Here is a 15,849-nt window from a genome sequence, read left to right on the forward strand (position 1 = left end):
ATACGATCGTTTTACAATATGAAAATTGGAAATCATGTTCGAAAGCGGTCTGCCGGGAGGAGCTTGAAAATGGTCTACGCAACATCGGACGGATCAGCCGGCAAGCGCCTGCGGGTCGGCATGGTCGGCGGCGGCCGCAATGCCTTCATCGGCGCCGTGCATCGGCTGGCCATGCGTCTCGACGACCAGATCGTGCTGGTCGCCGGCGCGCTGTCGTCGGACCCGGAAAACGCCGCCGCGTCGGCTGCCGAGATCGGCATCGCGCCAGATCGCAGCTATGCCGACTACCGGGCCATGGCCAGGGCGGAAGCTGAGCGGCCGGACGGCATCGAGGCGGTGGTCATCGTCACGCCCAACCATCTGCACGCGCCGATCGCCACGGCCTTTCTGGAGGCCGGCATCGACGTCATCTGCGACAAGCCGCTGTCGACGACGCTGGATGAGGCCGAGGCGCTGGTGGCGCTGGCGCGGGAGAAAAAGCGTCGCTTCGTCGTCACGCTCAACAACACCGGCTACGCCATGGTCCGCCAGGCGCGCGAGATGGTGGCGGCGGGCGCGCTTGGCCGCATCGTGTCCGTGCATGGCGCCTACATCCAGGACTGGCTGACCACGCCGATCGACGCCGAGGGCCAGAAGCAGGCGGAGTGGCGCACCGATCCGGCGCGCGCCGGGCAGTCGGCGGTGCTGGCCGATATCGGCGTGCATGCCTTCAACCTGGCAAGCTATATCTCCGGCTGTGAGGCCGAGGCGGTGTCGGCGGATCTGTTCACTGCCGTGCCGGGACGCCGGCTCGACGACAATGCGCATGTGCTGGTGCGCTGGACCGGCGGGGCGCGCGGCACGATCCTCGCCAGCCAGACCTCGCCCGGCCACTACAATGATCTCTCGGTGCGCATCTATGGCGACAAAGCCGGGCTCGAATGGTCGGGTGGCCGGCCGGAGGAATTGCGCTTCTCACCATATGGCGAGGAAACCCGCACGCTGGTGCGTGGCGGTCACGGCTCGACCGCTGAAAGCCAGCGCGTGTCGCGCATGCCAGCGGCGCATCCGGAGGGATATATCGAGGCCTTCGCCAATTTCTACCGCGACGCCGCCGATATCATTCGCGCGCACCGTTCGGGCGGGACGGTTGATCCGGCGCGCGCGGCACAGGTGCCCGATGTCGTCGATGGCGCGCGCGGGGTGAAGTTTGTGGCGGCGGCGGTGGAGTCGAATGCTGCGGGTGGGGCTTGGACGGCGGCAAGGTTCGGGTGAGGCGAGCTATCCCTTGATCGCCGAGCCGACGATGGAATCGACGAAGAAGCGCTGCAGGAAGACGAACAGGATGAGCGGCGGCAGCACGGCCAGCGTCGCGCCGGCCATCACCAGGCCGGTGTTGACCGCACCTCTGTTGTAGCTGAGCAGGCGGCTCAGGCTGATGACGATCGGATAGGCGTCGGCATTGCCCTGCAGCACGGTCAGCGGCCAAAGATAGCTGTTCCAGTGGTAGACGAAGGCGAAGAGGGCCAGAGCCGCGATTGCGGGGGCGATGCTGGGCGCGACGATCTTGTAGAGGATCAAGAACTCCGAGGCGCCGTCCATGCGCGCGGCGTCGATGAGCTCGTCGGGAACGCCGGAGATGAACTGGCGCATCAGGAAGATGCCGAAGGCGTTGGCGAGATTGGGCACGATGATGCCGGCGAGGCTGGCGTTGAGGCCGATCGAGCCGACCAGGCGATAGAGCGGGATCAACGTCACGATCGGCGGCAGGAACATGGTGGCGATCAGCACAGAAAACAGCAGCGACTTGGCGGGGAAGTGGTATTTGGCGAATGCGTAGCCGGCCATCATGCTGGTCAGCAGGATGCCGGCGGTGGTGATCGAGGCGATGACCAGAGAATTCCACATCGAGCGGCCGACATTGACCACGCCCGACACCTTCTCATAGGCGTCGAGGCTCGGCGTAAGGGGGATCCACACCGGCGGCACCTGCATGCTCTCGGCCGGCGTCTTGAGGCTCGACAGCACTATCCACACCAGCGGGAAGGCCGAGGCGACGGCGACCAGCAGCATCAGCGTCGCCAGCAGCGCCTTGTGGCCGGACGGGCGCCGGCGCGACAGCCGGCTCGACGATCCCGCGCTCATTCGTCGTTCTTCCGGTTGGCGAAGGCAAACAGCGCGCAGACGACGACAATCAGCGACAGCATCAGCATGACCGCCATGGCCGAACCCAGTCCACCCTGCGCACGCTCGATGCCGACGCGGCGGATGTGGTAGGTGAGCACATTGGTCGAGCCGACCGGCCCGCCCTGCGTGATCAGGGCCACGGGCTCGAACACCTGCACGGCGTTGATGATGGCGATGACGGCGCTGAACAAAAGCGTGCGCCGCATCAGCGGCAGGGTGATGAAGCGGAACTGCTCGAAGCGGTTGGCGCCGTCGAGCTTTGCTGCTTCATACAGGCTGCCGGGGATTTGCGTCAGCCCGGCGATCGCCAGCACGGTGAAATAGCCGACCTGCTGCCAGACATTGAGGAAGACGATGGAGATCAGCGCCGAGCGCGGCGACGACAGGAAAGGCTGCGGGCCGATGCCGATCAGACCGAGCATCTGGTTGAGCGGGCCTTCGCTCGGCGAATAGAGTTTCGACCACACCAGCGCGACAGCGATCATCGGCACCATGTAGGTGGCAAACAGCACCGTGCGCAGCGCCGTGCCGCCGGGCACATCCTGCTGGTAAACCATCAGGCCGAAGGCCACCGACAGAGGCAGGATGAGGACGACGGAGAGCGCGGTGTAGACGGCTGTGTTGGCGAACGCGACCTTGAAATCGCGGCCAACCGAGGAGACCCCAAAAATGTCGCGGAAATTGTCGAGGCCGATAAAGCCGGCGCTGGAAAACGGCGTCTGCGTCGACCAGTCCTGGAACGACAGCCAGACGGTGAGCAGCATCGGCAACAGGATGAAGATGCCGATCAGCGTCACGGCGGGCGCCAGCATGATGCCCGCCGAGGCACGGTACCTCTGAATCATTATTTGGCGGCGCGCTCCAGAATCGAAATGGCGTCGGCCTGCGCCGTCGCCTGCGCATTCTTGGCCGAGACCTGGCCATACTGCAACGCCTCGAGCGTCTGCTGCAGCGATTCCGAGAATTCCTGGCCGCCCGGCACCACCGGGAACGGCTTGGCGTCGGTGAGCACGCTGACATAGCCGGAGAGGAATTCCGAGCCGAGCTTGTCCTTGTGCGCCTCGATGTCGGAGAGGCGTGAGGGCAGGATGCCCATCGACATGAGGATATCCGACATCGCGGAAGCGCCGTTCTTGCCGGACTTTGGATTGTTCAGCCAGGCGAGGAAGTCCCACGCCGCCTTCTGCTCGGCGGCACCTGCATTGGCGTTGACCACGGTCATCCAGGAGTAGGAGATCGAATGCGGCTTGTCGCCGCTCGGGCCGACGGGAATCGGCGCCGTTGCAATGTCGGCGAATCTGTCGCCCATGCCGGCCTTCAGCGCGCTCTCCCACCAATTGGCCATGATGATCATGCCGGTCTTGCCGGAGACGAAATTGTCGAGGAAGGGGCCGGTGGTGTTGGCGTCGGCTGTCGCCATCGACGGCACGCTGGCGCCCGACTTGATCAGGTCTTCATAGAGCTGGAAAGTCTCCGCGGCCTGCGGGCTGTCGAGCACCGGCTTGCCGTCCTTGACCAGGTCGCCGCCATTGGAGACCAGGAGCGAGGCGAAGGGGTGGACGACGCCGGCCGCCCAGGAGTTGATCATGCCGAAGCCTTGCTGTCCCGCATCCTTGTTGGTCAGCTTCTTGGCCGCATCCTTGAACTCGTCCCAGGTCTTGGGTGGCGCCGCGATGCCGGCCTGCTTGAACAGCGCCTTGTTGTAGTTCAGCGCATAGACGTCGATTTCGTTGGGGATGCCGTAGAGCGTGCCGCCGACCGAGGCGGCGCTGGTGATGCCCGCCGGCCAGGCGGCCTTGACCTCGCTGGCCACCGCATCGGGAGCGGGCGCGACCAGCTTGTCGCGCGCCAGTTCCGGCAACCAGAGATCGTAGATGCCGCCGATGGTTGGGCCGTCCGCGCCGCCGCCTTGCGAGCGCAGCGTGGTCAGGAGGTCGCCGAAGGGGACGGCGCGCACGGTGACGCTGACATCCGGATTGGTCTTGGCATAATCCTTGGCCGCCGCTTCCAGCAGCGCCACCGTTTCCGGCGACCAGTGGGTGAGATAGGAGATGTTGACCGATTGCGCCCAGGCCGTGGCGGGCAGGATGGCGAGGCCTGCGGCCAGTGCCAGTTTCGACGTCCAGGCAAACGACATTCCTCATCCTCCCTATTGGTCACAATGACGTTATGACAAGTCAGCGCGGCGACGCAAGGGCTTGCTGGCGAAAAAGTCTCACATGGTACGGTCACAGATTTCTTTGCGGCGCTGGAATGTGGATATTTATCGTTAAGTAACAAATGGATGCAGGTACTGCAATGTCGTGAGCGGGCCAACGCCGCCATTCCTGAGGCGCAGCAGACCTCTTGCGAATACCGCTATGTCGTTATAATGACTTTTGCCGAACCAATGACTTCTCACGGCACGGGAACGCCGCGGGACGCCAAGGACAGAGAACAATGGGAGACTGGCAATGAGCATGCTTTCACTTCACCGGCGCGCAGCGCTTAGGCTGATCGGCGGCCTTGCCGCCGCCTGCGCCGGCGTCTTCGCCTCATTGCCGGCGCGAGCCGCCGACACCACGGTGACGCTGTGGAGCTGGCGCACCGAGGACGAGGCAGCGATGCGCCGCATCTTCGATGCCTTCGAGGCCAAGAACCCAGGCATCAAGGTCGCCATCCAGTTCACGCCCGATGCCGATTACCAGAACCGGCTGAGCACGGCGCTGCGGGGCGGCCGCGGGCCCGACATCGCGCAGCTCAAGGCCTATGGCGAGTTGCAGCCCTTCGTCGAGGCCGGCTATCTCGACGCGCTGGACGACAGCGTGCCGGAGCTGAAGAACATGGAGGACGCGGCGCTTGGCGGCGCGCGTGGCCGCGCTGACGGAAAAGTCTACGGCGTGCCCTACTCGGTGCCGATGATGGGCGTCTTCTACAACCAGGATATTTTCGCCGCCCAGGGCATCGAGATCCCCAAGACCTACAAGGATTTCACCGCTGTCTGCGATAAGCTGAAGGCGGCCGGCATCACGCCGATCGCCACCGGCGGCGCCAACGGCTCGGCCTGGGAACTGGAGATCGCCGTCGGCGTCGTCGGCCCGACCGTCTATGGTCCTGATTTCTACGACGAGATGATGAGCGGCAAGGCGACGTTCGAGGATCCGCGCTATGTCGCGGCGCTGAAGCGCTTCGCTGAGCTGAAGCCGTATTTCCCCGATGGCTTTGCCGGCATCGACTACACCACCGCGACGCAGCAGTTCATCGGCGGCAAGGCGGCGATGTTCCTCGGCGGTTCGTTCGAGAATGGCAGCTTCAAGGCGCAGAACCCGAAGCTGAAATTCTCGATCTTCCCTTTCCCCGCCGATGATGCCGGGGCAAAGCTCTACACCTCGGCCTTCTCCGATGGCTCTTACGGCCTAGTCTCCGAGAGTCAGAACAAGGAAGCCGCGACCAAGGTGCTGGGCTTCATGGCCTCGGCCGAATTCGCGCAGATGTTCGCCGACGAGCTTGGCTGGCCGCCAGCTCGCACCGACGTCACGGTCAAGGATCCGGTGCTGGCCGCGATGATGGAGATGGCGAAGAATTCGACGCCCTATCTGACGTTGGTCGGTTTCCGCTGGCAGTCGCCGACGGCGTCCTCTGTGCTGCAGTCGGAGATCATCGACATGGTCGAAGGCAATATCGCGCCGGAGAAGCTGGCGGCCGACATGCAGGCGGCGGTCGCCACCTGGTTCAAGCCGAAGCAGTAGGAGCCAGGCCGGCGGCAAAAGCGGCCGGCCTCTCACTGAGCCAGAGCAGCGCATGAGCAACCCTCGCAGAACCAGCAGTCTTCGCCGCACGCAGCAGCGCATGGCCGTGCTGTTCATCTTGCCGGCGCTGGCGGTCTACGCACTGTTCGTCCTCTATCCCCTGGGGATGTCGCTGTGGGGCAGCTTCTTCGTCTGGAAGGGGCTGCGCATGGTCGAGTTCGCCGGCCTGTCCAACTTTTCGCGCCTGTTCGTCTTCCCCAGCGGCGCTCGGCTCTGTGGCGCGCTGTGGCACAACACCGCCTGGTTCTTCGGCATCATGCTGTTCCAGAACGGTCTCGGACTTCTGTTCGCCTGGCTGCTGTTCCTGCGCGACAAAGGGGCGGCGTTCTTCCAATCGGTGTTCTTCTTCCCGGCGGTGCTGAGCCCGGTCATTGTCGGCGCGCTGTGGCGGCTGCTTCTGGCGCCGGGCGGTGTCGTCGAATGGGCGCTGAACGGGCTCGGCCTGCACCAGGGCAGCCTGACCGTGCTCGGCAACAGCCATTCAGCACTTGGCATGCTGATCGCCGTCGATGCCTGGAACTGGATGGGGCTGCCGGTGCTGATCTATACGGCAGGTCTGCGGCAGATTTCCGGCCAGATTTTCGAGGCGGCAAAACTTGACGGCGCCGGCAATGCGCGCATGCTGTTCTCGATCGCGCTGCCGCTGCTGATGCCGGCGCTGGGCACGCTGACGACGCTGTCGTTCATCAACACCTTCAACCAGTTCGACATCGTCTATGTCATGCAGGGCGTGCAGGGCAATCCGAGCTATTCGACCGACACGCTGGTGACCTACTTCTACCGGCTGGCCTTCGGCGCGGAAGGCGCTGTCGGCATCACCGATATCGGTCTGGCGCTGGCGCTCGGCACCGTGCTGTTTTTGATCCTCAGCATCGGCACGCTCATGATGCTGCGCTTCTTCGACCGCCGCACGGTGCAGCTATGAGCGCGCTGGCGATTGCGCAGAGGCCAGACATCTCACGGCAGCTGGCGCGGCTGCCCGGCTGGACGGTGCTGATCGCATGGACGGCGGCTGTGCTGTTGCCGCTCTACATCCTTGTCGTCTCCTGTTTCAAGACCACGGCCGAGATCTACGACAACAGGCTCGGCCTGCCGCAAAGCTTTGCCTTCGACAATTTCATCAACGCCTGGACGCGCGCCGATCTCGGCCAGAATTTCATCAACAGCCTGATCGTCACGGGCGGCGCGGTCATCCTCACCATCGTCGTCTCGGCGATGGCCGCCTATCCGCTCAGCCGCTACAAGCTTGGCTGGAATGCCATCATGCTCGGCCTGTTCCTGTCCGGCATCATGCTGCCGATCCGGCTCGCCTCGGTCGAACTGTTCACGCTGATGCGCAATCTTGGCCTGCTGGATTCGCTGACCGGGCTGATCCTGGTCTATTCGGCGATCCGCATTCCCTTCGCCGTGTTCATCTTCGCCAATTTCATGCGCGTCTTGCCCTCCGAGTTGGACGAGGCGGCGCGCATGGACGGCGCCGGCGAGGTGCGCATCCTGTTCCAGATCATCCTGCCGATGGTCAAGCCGGCGGTGTCGATCGTGGCCATCTTCACCGCGATCGCGGTGTGGAACGATTTCTTCTTCCCGCTGATCTTCATCTTCGACGACCGCTACAAGACGGTGCCGCTGGCGATCAGCGTCTTCGTCGGCCAGTTCCGCACCGACTGGGGCCTGGTGTTCGCCTCGCTGGCGATCTCCATGGCGCCCATCCTGATCATGTATTGTCTGCTGGCGCGCCAGATTCGCGAAGGCGTCGGTACCGGAGGGGGCATGAAATGATCGAAGACAGGATTTATGCGGCGAAATCGATCCTGGTGGTCGGCGCGCACGCCTTCGATGCCGAGGTGATGGCCGGGCCGCTGGCGGCCGCTGCCGTCAAGCGCGGCGCCACGGTGACCTTCCTGCATCTGACCATGGGTGAGCAGGGCCATCCGTACCTGGTTCCCGCGCATTATTGCGTGCAGAAGGAAGAGGAAGCGGGCAGCGCGGCGGAGCGGCTCGGCGTCACCATGCGTGGCTTTGGCCTGCGCGACGGCTTCCTGCCCACAGACGATCAGACGGCGCTCGAAGTGGGCGACATCATTCGCGAGCTGAAACCCGAGATCGTCATCACCCATTGGCATGGCAGCTGGCACAAGGACCATCGCGCCGCCGCGCATTTGACGAAGACCGGTATCTTCTTCGCCGGACTGCCGACCGTTGCCAGCGACCATCCGGCGCACACGCCGCAACTGCTGCTGTTCGGCGAGAACTGGGAGGACGATGACGGCTTCCGGCCCGAGCATCTCGTCGATGTCAGCGACGGGTTCGAGGCCTGGCGCGACGCGGTGATGGAGTATGAGCTGGCGCGCGGCCTGAGCAGCTTCCCCTATGTCGACTATTACAGTTCGCTCTACCGGCTGCGCGGCTGCCTGCGCGGCACGCGCCATGCGCAGGCCTTCGCGGCGGCGTCGCATTCGTGGAATGCCGGCAGCGGCCTGTTCTCGCTCCCCTTCGGCAAAGGGTCCGGTCGATGAGGCGGGTACTCGCCATCGATCTCGGCGGCACCAATCTGCGCGCTGCCGTATCTACGGGCGATGTCGGTGGGTTGGAGGCGCTGGGCAGCGAGCCGGCGCCGGCAACCCTTGATGCCTTCATTGCGCGCATCGACGCGCTGTGCGCTGAGGCCGGGCCGGTCTCAGCACTTGGCATCGCGGTGCCGGGTCTGGTCGAGGGCTCAATCTGCCGCTGGATCCCCAACCTGCCGTTCCTCGACGGCGTCGACATCCAGACGCTGTTTCCCAAACTGCGCGTAGCGATCGGCAATGACGCACAGATTGCGCTGCTGGCGGAGGCTGTCGAAGGCAGTGCGAAAAACATGTCGGATGCGATCCTGCTCGCCATCGGCACCGGCATCGGTTCGGCGGTGCTGGCCAATGGCCGCATCGTTGCCGGCGCGCATGGCGGCGCCTGCTCGTTCGGCTGGGCCTGCGCCGACGTCAAAGATCATGGCGAGGAGCGCAGCGGCTGGCTGGAGCGCGTCGCGTCGGGCCGGGCGCTTGATGCCCTAGCCGGACAGATCGGCCTTGCCGACGGCCGCCAGCTGATCGCCGCTGCCCAGGCCGGCGAACTGGCCGCACTCACCTTGCTTGAACTGCCGGCGCGACAGCTCGGCACCGCGCTTGCAGGCGCTGTCGGGCTGCTCGATCCGCAAGCGGTTCTGATTTCGGGTGGTTTGGCGGAGGCGCTGGATGTGATCCGGCCGCCGCTGCTTGCAGCGCTGCGACGCCAACTGCCGCCGCATCTGCGCGGCATCGACGTCAAGCCCGGAAAATTCGGTCCCCGCGCCGGCCTCGTCGGCGCGGCGCTGGCCGGCGCCGTTGGGCAAGGGTGGAGGCATGTGCGATGAGCGAAGCAAGCTTTCAGCAGCCGGACCGCAGACGGCCGGAGCCGCTCTGGTATCAGGTCGAAGAGGCGATCCGCGCCATCGTCAAGAGCGGCGAATGGGCAACGGGCGACCAGATCCCGGCGGAGGACAGGCTGTGCGCCCTGTTCGGCGTCAGCCGTATCACGCTGCGCCACGCGCTGCGCAATCTCGAGGAGGCCGGGCTGCTCAGGCGCGAACATGGCCGCGGCACGTTCGTGCGCTCGACCACGCTGGTCGCCGGCACGCGTGAGCTGACCAGCTTTACCCAGGAGATGGGCAATATGGGCGTGGTCGCGGGCTCGCGCCTGCTCGACTGCAGCCTGACCACCGCCAATGCGGCGGCTGCCGGCGCGCTGGAGATCGAGGAGGGCGATCCGGTGGTGCGCATTCGCAGGCTGCGGCTCGGCAACAACGAGCCGATCGGCATCCAGACGGCGCAGCTGTCGGCGGTGCGCGTGCCGGGCTTCCTCGATGCCGGCCTGCTGCAGGGCTCGCTCTACGAGGCGCTGGAGCGCCATTACGGGATCGTGCCGGTGGCCGCGCGGGAGAACTACCGGGTCGGCGCGGTCGGCGCGGCGGACGCCGAACTGCTCGACCTCGCCGTCGGCAGCCCGGCCTTCGTCGTCGAACGCATCACCACCGACGAGCGCGGCCCGTTCGAATTCACCGTCTCGATCATGCGCGGCGACCGCTACGAAATCCGCTCGACGCTGCGCGCCGGACGCGTGCCGCTGAACCCAAGAAGCTGATCCATTCCAGACCGACACATCAAACAGGAGTACCCGCGTGTCCGATCTCTACATCCACCGTCTCGCCGCCCTCATCGACCAGGCTGCGAAAGCCAATGAAGAGGCCTTTGGCCAGGCTGCCAGCCGCTTTGCCGACTCGCTCGAGGGCGGCGGGCTGGTACATCTCTATGGCTCCGGCCATTCGGTGCTGCCGGTGCAGGAAGTGTTTCCGCGCTATGGCAGCTATGTCGGCTTCAACCCCCTGACCGACCCGCGCGTGATGTGGCACAATGTGCTCGGCGCCGGCGGCGTGCGCGAGCTTTTGTGGCTGGAGCGTACGGAAAAATACGCCGAAAAATTCCTCGACCACCAGCCGCTCAACAAGGGCGATTCGATCATCATCTTCGGCCATAGCGGCCGCAACTCGTCGGGCATCGACACCGCGCTATACGCCAGGAAGCGCGGCATCTTCGTCGTCGCGGTCACCAGCAAGAACAATCTGGACAAGCCGGCGACGCACTCCTCCGGCAAGCGGCTGGCAGATGCCGCCGACCTCGTCATCGACACCTGTTCGCCGATCGAGGACGCCATCGTGCCGGTCGAGGGCTGGAGCCGGCCGGTGTCGGGCTCATCGACGGTGCTTGCCATGATCCTGGCGCATGAGCTGATCGCGCGCACCGCCGAGCAGCTCGCCAAGCGCGGCATCGAACTGCCGGTCTTCGCCTCGCCGACCATTGCCGGCGTGACGCTGCACGACACCGACGTCATCTACGGCGTCTACCGCGAGCGCATGCTGGATGCGCAGAAGAAGCACCTGCCGACCTTCCAGGCAACGATGCGCGGAGAGTGAAAAAAGGGAGGCCCGGCACATGCCGGGCCTCCGACGTCTCGTTCCGCAATTCCTATCCGCTCAACGCCGCTTCGGGCGCCCGGCAGGCGATTTGTTGCCGCGCGGGCCGCTCTGAACCGGCGTGTTGCCCTGGTTTTCCTCCGACAGCTTGCGCCAGCGGGCAAGGCGCTCAGGGTCGAGCGTACCCGCCTTCAACGCAGCCTGCACCGCGCAGCCCGGTTCGTGGACATGGGTGCAGTCGCGGAATTTGCACAGCGGTGCGAGCTCGGTGATTTCGGCAAACAGCGTGTCGATGCCGGATGCGACGTCGCTGACATGCAGCGTGCGCATGCCCGGCGTGTCGATCACCCAGCCGCCACCGGCAATGGGGTGCAGCGACCGCGCCGTGGTGGTGTGGCGACCCTTGGCATCGTGTTCCCGGATGCCCGCGGTCTGTTGCGGCGATTGCTGCGCCGATCCGGCCAGCGTGTTGACCAGCGTCGATTTGCCGACGCCGGAGGAGCCGACCAGCGCCACCGTCTGCCCTGCGCCACACCAGGGAGCAAGCGCCGCTGCGGCATCGGCGACGCGCGGGTTCAGCACCACCACGGCCAGCCCACGCTGCAGGGCGGCGGCCTGGCCTTGGTAAGCCTCGGCATCGTCAGCGGTGTCGGCCTTGGTCAGCAGGATCACCGGCGTCGTTCCGGCCTCGTTGGCCAGCGCGAGATAGCGCTCGAGCCGGGCGATGTTGAAATCGGCATTGCAGGACGTCACGATGAACAGCGTGTCGACATTGGCCGCGGCCAGCTGCGGCACCCTGCCGCCCTGTGTGCGGCGCTCCAGCACCGTCTTGCGGGTCAGGCGGCGGCGCAGCAGATGCGTGTGAGGCTCGACCAGCACCCAGTCGCCGACGGCATAGTCGCCGGTGTTGGCATTGGCCGGCAGCGTCAGATCCACTGGCCCTGACAGAGACAGACCGGCCAGACGGTCGCGGTGCACCGAAGCGATGCGCGTCGGCACCAGGTCTGCCTCATCGGCTTCAAGCTGGTCGCCGAAGAAATCCGTCCAGCCCAGGCTTGCGAGGGAAGCCGTCACGGTTTTGACCACGGCGACGGCGTCACAGACATCGGAGAGTATCCTTTGGCAAAATGGGCGCGGACCCTCGGGGCGGTTGTTCAAGCCGTGTATGGGCGGCATGGCGGCATTTGGCAAGCCGAACCGCGCCGATGGCCAAGCCGTTTCGCGCACCGCTTGGAACGCATCGAGGCGGTGGTTCGCTGAACGTCACCAGACACGGAAACCTACCGTGGCACCTATCCACGTCGCGTGCGTCGAGGGTCGTTCAACATTGAGGAAAAGTCCTATGCGCTTACGTCTCGTTACTCTCAATGTCTGCAACACGGAAGGCGAACCGGAGCGCCTGGCGGCCATCAACCGGGAGCTGGGGCGGCTCGACCCGGATCTGGTCGCCTTTCAGGAGGTCGTCCAGACAGCCGATGTGAAATTCCTCGATACGCTGCCCGATGGTTTGGATTTGCATGCAACGCATCAGGCCTCGTCGTCGACCTCGAAGTTGGCAAGGACGGCTGAGGATGGCAGGTCGGGAAGCCTGGTAGAAGGGAGGGGGATGGCCGGCGCCACAGGGGGCGGGGGGTTGGGATGGGGTTGCCTGAAGCACCGGCCAAAGCGGGACAAGTCCCACGCCCACAAGCTAGCAGAGCTTGGATCGGTTCATATGGTGTGATCGCGGAACTGGCGCAAAAGCGCTTTCACATCCCCGCGCAGGCGTCGGCAACGAGCCCGCAACCGGGGGTTTCCGGTCGGTTGGTGGGTTGCGCAAGCGTCGGTTGAAGGCGCTGCGGGAGGCTGTCGTTTTTAGTGCGGTTCGAGTGCTATGCGCTCAGCGACAGGTGCTCAAGGCAGGGCAATCGCGTGGCGCCACCACATGCGATTGTCCTGCTTACGCCACCGGCAGCGTTCGCCCCGCAATCAGATCCGCAGCCTTCTCCGCAATCATGACCACGGCCGCGTTGGTGTTGGAGGACACGATGCTTGGCATGACCGAGCTGTCGCAGACACGCAGGCCTTGCAGACCGCGCACGCGCAACTCGGGATCGACGACGCTGTCGGCATCGCCGCCCATCCGGCAGGTGCCGACTGGGTGATAGGCGCTGCGGCCATGTTCTCGGGCGAAGGCTTCGAGTGCTGAGCGCCCCTGCATCGCCTTGCCGGGCAGATGCTCGCGGCTGATGTATCTGGCGAAGGCTGGCTGCGACAGGATTTCGCGGCTGATCTCGATGCCGTCGATGGCGCGTTCGAGATCATAGCGCTCGGCGAACGGGTTGGGGTCGATGATGGGCGCATCGCGCAGGTCCGCGGACTTGAGCGTGACGCTGCCGCGCGAACGCGGGCGCACATGGTAGGAGTTCAGCGTGCAGCCATTGCCGCCGGGAACCGAGCCGATGCCTTCCTCAACGCCGGCGCCGGGCAGGAAATGGAACTGGATGTCCGGCGTCTTCTCCGCGCGGTCGCCCCACCAGAAGCCGCCGGACTCTACAATGTTGGAGGCCACCGGCCCCTTGCCGAACAGCGCATATTCAAGACCGGCGACCGCTTGCCAGCGCTTCTTCTTGTAACGGTCGATGCCGTGCGGTCCGTTGAGCTCGGCGACGACATCGACGTCCATGTGATCGTGCAGATTCTGGCCGACGTTTTTGGAATCGTGGACCACCTTGATGCCGTGCTGGCCGAGATGCACGGCCGGGCCGATGCCGGACAGCATCAGCAATTTCGGCGAGCCGATGGCGCCGGCGGCGACGATGACTTCGCGCTCGGCGCGGAGCAGTTCGGTGCGGCCATTGACGATGATCTCTACACCGATGGCGCGGCCGTTCTCGACCACGATGCGGCTGACCGAGGCGTCGGTGCGTAGCGTCAGATTCTTGCGGCCGAGCGCCGGCTTCAGATAGGCGACCGCCGTGCTCGAGCGTTTCCCCCGACGCGTCGTCGTCTGGTAGAAGCCGGCGCCCGCCTGCTCACCGGCGTTGAAGTCGGCGCGGAAAGGAAGGCCCGCCTGCTGCGCCGCCTTGACGAAGATGCGGGTCAGCGGATGCGGCGCGCCGCTGGAGACGCCGAGCGGGCCGTCAGTGCCGTGCTGCGCATCGGCAAAAGTGTCGTTGCCCTCGGAGCGGACGAAGTAGGGCAGCACGTCGGCATAGCTCCAGCCGGCACAGCCATCGTCGGTCGCCCAGCCATCGTAGTCCTGCGGGCAACCACGGGTGAACACCTGGGCGTTGATCGAGGAGCCGCCGCCGAGCACACGCGCCTGCGGATAGACCATGGTGCGGCCGTCGATCTCCTTGCCGGGCGCGGTGTCATAGCCCCAGATCAGAGGCCCCGACGTCATCTTGAAGAAGCCGACCGGCAAATGGATGTAGCGGTCGGTGTCGGGCGGACCGGCCTCGAGCAGCACGACGGACACGTCCGGGTCCTCGCTCAGCCGGGCGGCCAGAATGCAGCCAGCCGAACCGCCGCCGACAATGATGTAATCCGTCATTTCCACTCCCGGGTTCTCTTTGTTGGAGCATGATCTCCGGACAAAACGGTTTCTCGATTTGTCCGAGAAAACCGGTTCCCACTTCTAGGGATCATGCTCCGGCGGGCGATGAAATCACCGCCCCTTCCTCTTGCGCGCGACGATCTCAAGTCGCTTGTGCCACGTCAAGAGAAAGGATATGGTTATCGTGTTGAAGGGTTGTCGTACAAGTGGAGGAGCTTGACGATCCTCACCAGGAGGTCCCGGCCGCGCTCCCTGCGCAAGATGCCGGGCGGAACAGAATTCAATCGGGAGGTTTCGAGGTATGAACGACACGAAGAATTTTGCAGTCAACCGGCGCACGCTGATGATGGGCGCCACCGCCGGCGTGGCGGCACTCGCCATGCCGAGCGTGCTGCGCGCGCAGGACAAGCCGACGCTGGTGACATCGATCCGCTCGCTGTCCAACCCCTATCACGCGGTGTGGAAGACCGGCGCCGAAGCGTATGCCAAATGGGCCGGGCTGGAGCACGTCACGCTGGTTTCGGAAGGCAACAGCGAGAAGGGCATTGCCGACATCAAGGCGATGCTGGCCAAGACCGGCGGCAATATGGTGCTGAATTCCGATCCCAACGACACGCCCGATGCGCGCCCGATCGTCGAGGCCTGCGCCAAGGCCGGCGCCTATGTGGTGACCCAGTGGAACAAGCCTGGGGATCTGCACCCGAAGGATTTCAACCCGAACTATGTCTCGCATATCGAGTTCGACGGCATCGACAGCGGCAAGACCATCGCCGAGATCCTGTTCAAGACCATTGGCGGCAAGGGCGGCATCGTAGCGCTCGGCGGCCTGATCTCGACCACGGCGGCGATCGAACGCAAGAAGGGCCTCGACGCAGCGCTTGCCGCCAACCCGGACATCAAGCTGCTCGACTTCCAGGTCGCCAACTGGAAGTCGACCGAAGCCTTCGACCTGATGGGCAATCTGCTCACCCGCTTCGGCGACGACATCAAGGGCATCTGGGCGGCCAATGACGATATGGGCTCGGGCGCTCTGGAAGCGCTGCGCGCCGAAAACCTCGCCGGCAAGGTGCCGATCGTCGGCGTCGACGGCATCAAGACGGCGGTCGATGCGGTGCGCACCGGCGAATTCGCCTGCACGGTCACTTCGGATCCGTTCTGGCAGGGCGGCATGGGTCTCGCCATCGGCTACAACGCCAAGATCGGCAAGTTCGACCCGACCAAGGAGCCCCCGGAGCACCGCGAGTTCTACGGCAAGGCGGTGCTGATCTCGCACGACAATGTCGAGGAATATTACAAGACCAATGTCGATGCGAAGCCCGAGATCGACTGGAACGATCTGTGGGGCCGGGTCACCGGAGCAATCCGTACCTGAT

15 protein-coding genes are annotated in these 15,849 nt (G+C 65.0%); 10 read left to right on the forward strand and 5 right to left on the reverse strand.

The features are described 5' to 3' along the window. The first annotated feature begins 69 nt into the window (after nt 1-69). Nucleotides 70-1,254 (forward strand): Gfo/Idh/MocA family protein, encoded by a 1,185-nt coding sequence (locus tag NKI32_RS20455; RefSeq protein ID WP_353003356.1) that lies wholly within the window; start codon nt 70-72, stop codon nt 1,252-1,254. A 6-nt stretch (nt 1,255-1,260) separates the two neighbouring features. On the opposite strand, the gene NKI32_RS20460 is transcribed toward NKI32_RS20455, so the two are convergent. From NKI32_RS20460 to NKI32_RS20470, 3 genes are read right to left on the reverse strand one after another with little or no spacing between them, the layout of a single operon-like run. After that, nucleotides 1,261-2,124 carry a carbohydrate ABC transporter permease gene (locus NKI32_RS20460; protein WP_353003358.1) on the reverse strand — a complete coding sequence of 288 codons (864 nt, stop codon included), beginning with the start codon at nt 2,122-2,124 and terminating at the stop codon, nt 1,261-1,263. Then, nucleotides 2,121-3,011: a carbohydrate ABC transporter permease gene (locus NKI32_RS20465; RefSeq protein ID WP_353003360.1), complete on the reverse strand. Its 891-nt coding sequence runs from the start codon at nt 3,009-3,011 to the stop codon at nt 2,121-2,123. Before NKI32_RS20465 ends, NKI32_RS20460 begins: the two co-directional genes overlap by 4 nt. Then, nucleotides 3,011-4,303 (reverse strand): ABC transporter substrate-binding protein, encoded by a 1,293-nt coding sequence (locus NKI32_RS20470; RefSeq protein ID WP_353003362.1) that lies wholly within the window; start codon nt 4,301-4,303, stop codon nt 3,011-3,013. Before NKI32_RS20470 ends, NKI32_RS20465 begins: the two co-directional genes overlap by 1 nt. 316 nt (nt 4,304-4,619) lie before the next feature. Here NKI32_RS20470 and NKI32_RS20475 point away from each other — a divergent pair, with 316 nt between their 5' ends. Genes NKI32_RS20475 through NKI32_RS20505 form a run of 7 tightly spaced genes read left to right on the forward strand, consistent with a single transcriptional unit; the run spans nt 4,620 to nt 10,938 of the window. Beyond that, the gene (locus NKI32_RS20475; protein WP_353003364.1) at nt 4,620-5,894 is read left to right on the forward strand and encodes an extracellular solute-binding protein; all 1,275 of its coding nucleotides are present in this window, start codon (nt 4,620-4,622) and stop codon (nt 5,892-5,894) included. A gap of 52 nt (nt 5,895-5,946) precedes the next feature. After that, a complete protein-coding gene (locus tag NKI32_RS20480) occupies nt 5,947-6,879 on the forward strand; it encodes a carbohydrate ABC transporter permease (RefSeq protein WP_353003366.1) in 933 nt (310 codons plus the stop codon). Continuing rightward, nucleotides 6,876-7,733, forward strand: coding sequence for a carbohydrate ABC transporter permease (locus NKI32_RS20485; RefSeq protein WP_023751378.1), 858 nt, complete (start codon nt 6,876-6,878; stop codon nt 7,731-7,733). Before NKI32_RS20480 ends, NKI32_RS20485 begins: the two co-directional genes overlap by 4 nt. Next, the gene (locus NKI32_RS20490; protein WP_031195993.1) at nt 7,730-8,470 is read left to right on the forward strand and encodes a PIG-L deacetylase family protein; all 741 of its coding nucleotides are present in this window, start codon (nt 7,730-7,732) and stop codon (nt 8,468-8,470) included. The genes NKI32_RS20485 and NKI32_RS20490 overlap by 4 nt, the downstream gene beginning before the upstream one ends. Continuing rightward, nucleotides 8,467-9,342 carry an ROK family protein gene (locus NKI32_RS20495; RefSeq protein ID WP_353003370.1) on the forward strand — a complete coding sequence of 292 codons (876 nt, stop codon included), beginning with the start codon at nt 8,467-8,469 and terminating at the stop codon, nt 9,340-9,342. The genes NKI32_RS20490 and NKI32_RS20495 overlap by 4 nt, the downstream gene beginning before the upstream one ends. After that, on the forward strand, nt 9,339-10,109 hold the full coding sequence (locus NKI32_RS20500; protein WP_023683130.1) for a GntR family transcriptional regulator: 771 nt from the start codon (nt 9,339-9,341) through the stop codon (nt 10,107-10,109). Before NKI32_RS20495 ends, NKI32_RS20500 begins: the two co-directional genes overlap by 4 nt. 37 nt (nt 10,110-10,146) lie before the next feature. Next, nucleotides 10,147-10,938 carry a sugar isomerase domain-containing protein gene (locus NKI32_RS20505; protein WP_353003372.1) on the forward strand — a complete coding sequence of 264 codons (792 nt, stop codon included), beginning with the start codon at nt 10,147-10,149 and terminating at the stop codon, nt 10,936-10,938. A 60-nt stretch (nt 10,939-10,998) separates the two neighbouring features. On the opposite strand, the gene rsgA is transcribed toward NKI32_RS20505, so the two are convergent. Continuing rightward, nucleotides 10,999-12,024 (reverse strand): ribosome small subunit-dependent GTPase A, encoded by a 1,026-nt coding sequence (gene rsgA / locus NKI32_RS20510; protein ID WP_023671071.1) that lies wholly within the window; start codon nt 12,022-12,024, stop codon nt 10,999-11,001. A gap of 256 nt (nt 12,025-12,280) precedes the next feature. Here rsgA and NKI32_RS20515 point away from each other — a divergent pair, with 256 nt between their 5' ends. Next, nucleotides 12,281-12,661: an endonuclease/exonuclease/phosphatase family protein gene (locus NKI32_RS20515; RefSeq protein ID WP_353003374.1), complete on the forward strand. Its 381-nt coding sequence runs from the start codon at nt 12,281-12,283 to the stop codon at nt 12,659-12,661. 216 nt (nt 12,662-12,877) lie between these two features. On the opposite strand, the gene NKI32_RS20520 is transcribed toward NKI32_RS20515, so the two are convergent. Then, nucleotides 12,878-14,473, reverse strand: a complete 1,596-nt coding sequence (locus NKI32_RS20520; RefSeq protein ID WP_023831719.1) for a GMC family oxidoreductase — start codon at nt 14,471-14,473, stop codon at nt 12,878-12,880. 304 nt (nt 14,474-14,777) lie between these two features. On the opposite strand from NKI32_RS20520, the gene NKI32_RS20525 reads away from it, so the two are divergent. Beyond that, nucleotides 14,778-15,848 (forward strand): sugar ABC transporter substrate-binding protein, encoded by a 1,071-nt coding sequence (locus NKI32_RS20525; protein WP_023683136.1) that lies wholly within the window; start codon nt 14,778-14,780, stop codon nt 15,846-15,848. The last annotated feature ends 1 nt before the right edge of the window (nt 15,849 follow it).

It is taken from the genome of Mesorhizobium sp. M0761, assembly GCF_040320205.1.
Lineage (GTDB): Bacteria > Pseudomonadota > Alphaproteobacteria > Rhizobiales > Rhizobiaceae > Mesorhizobium.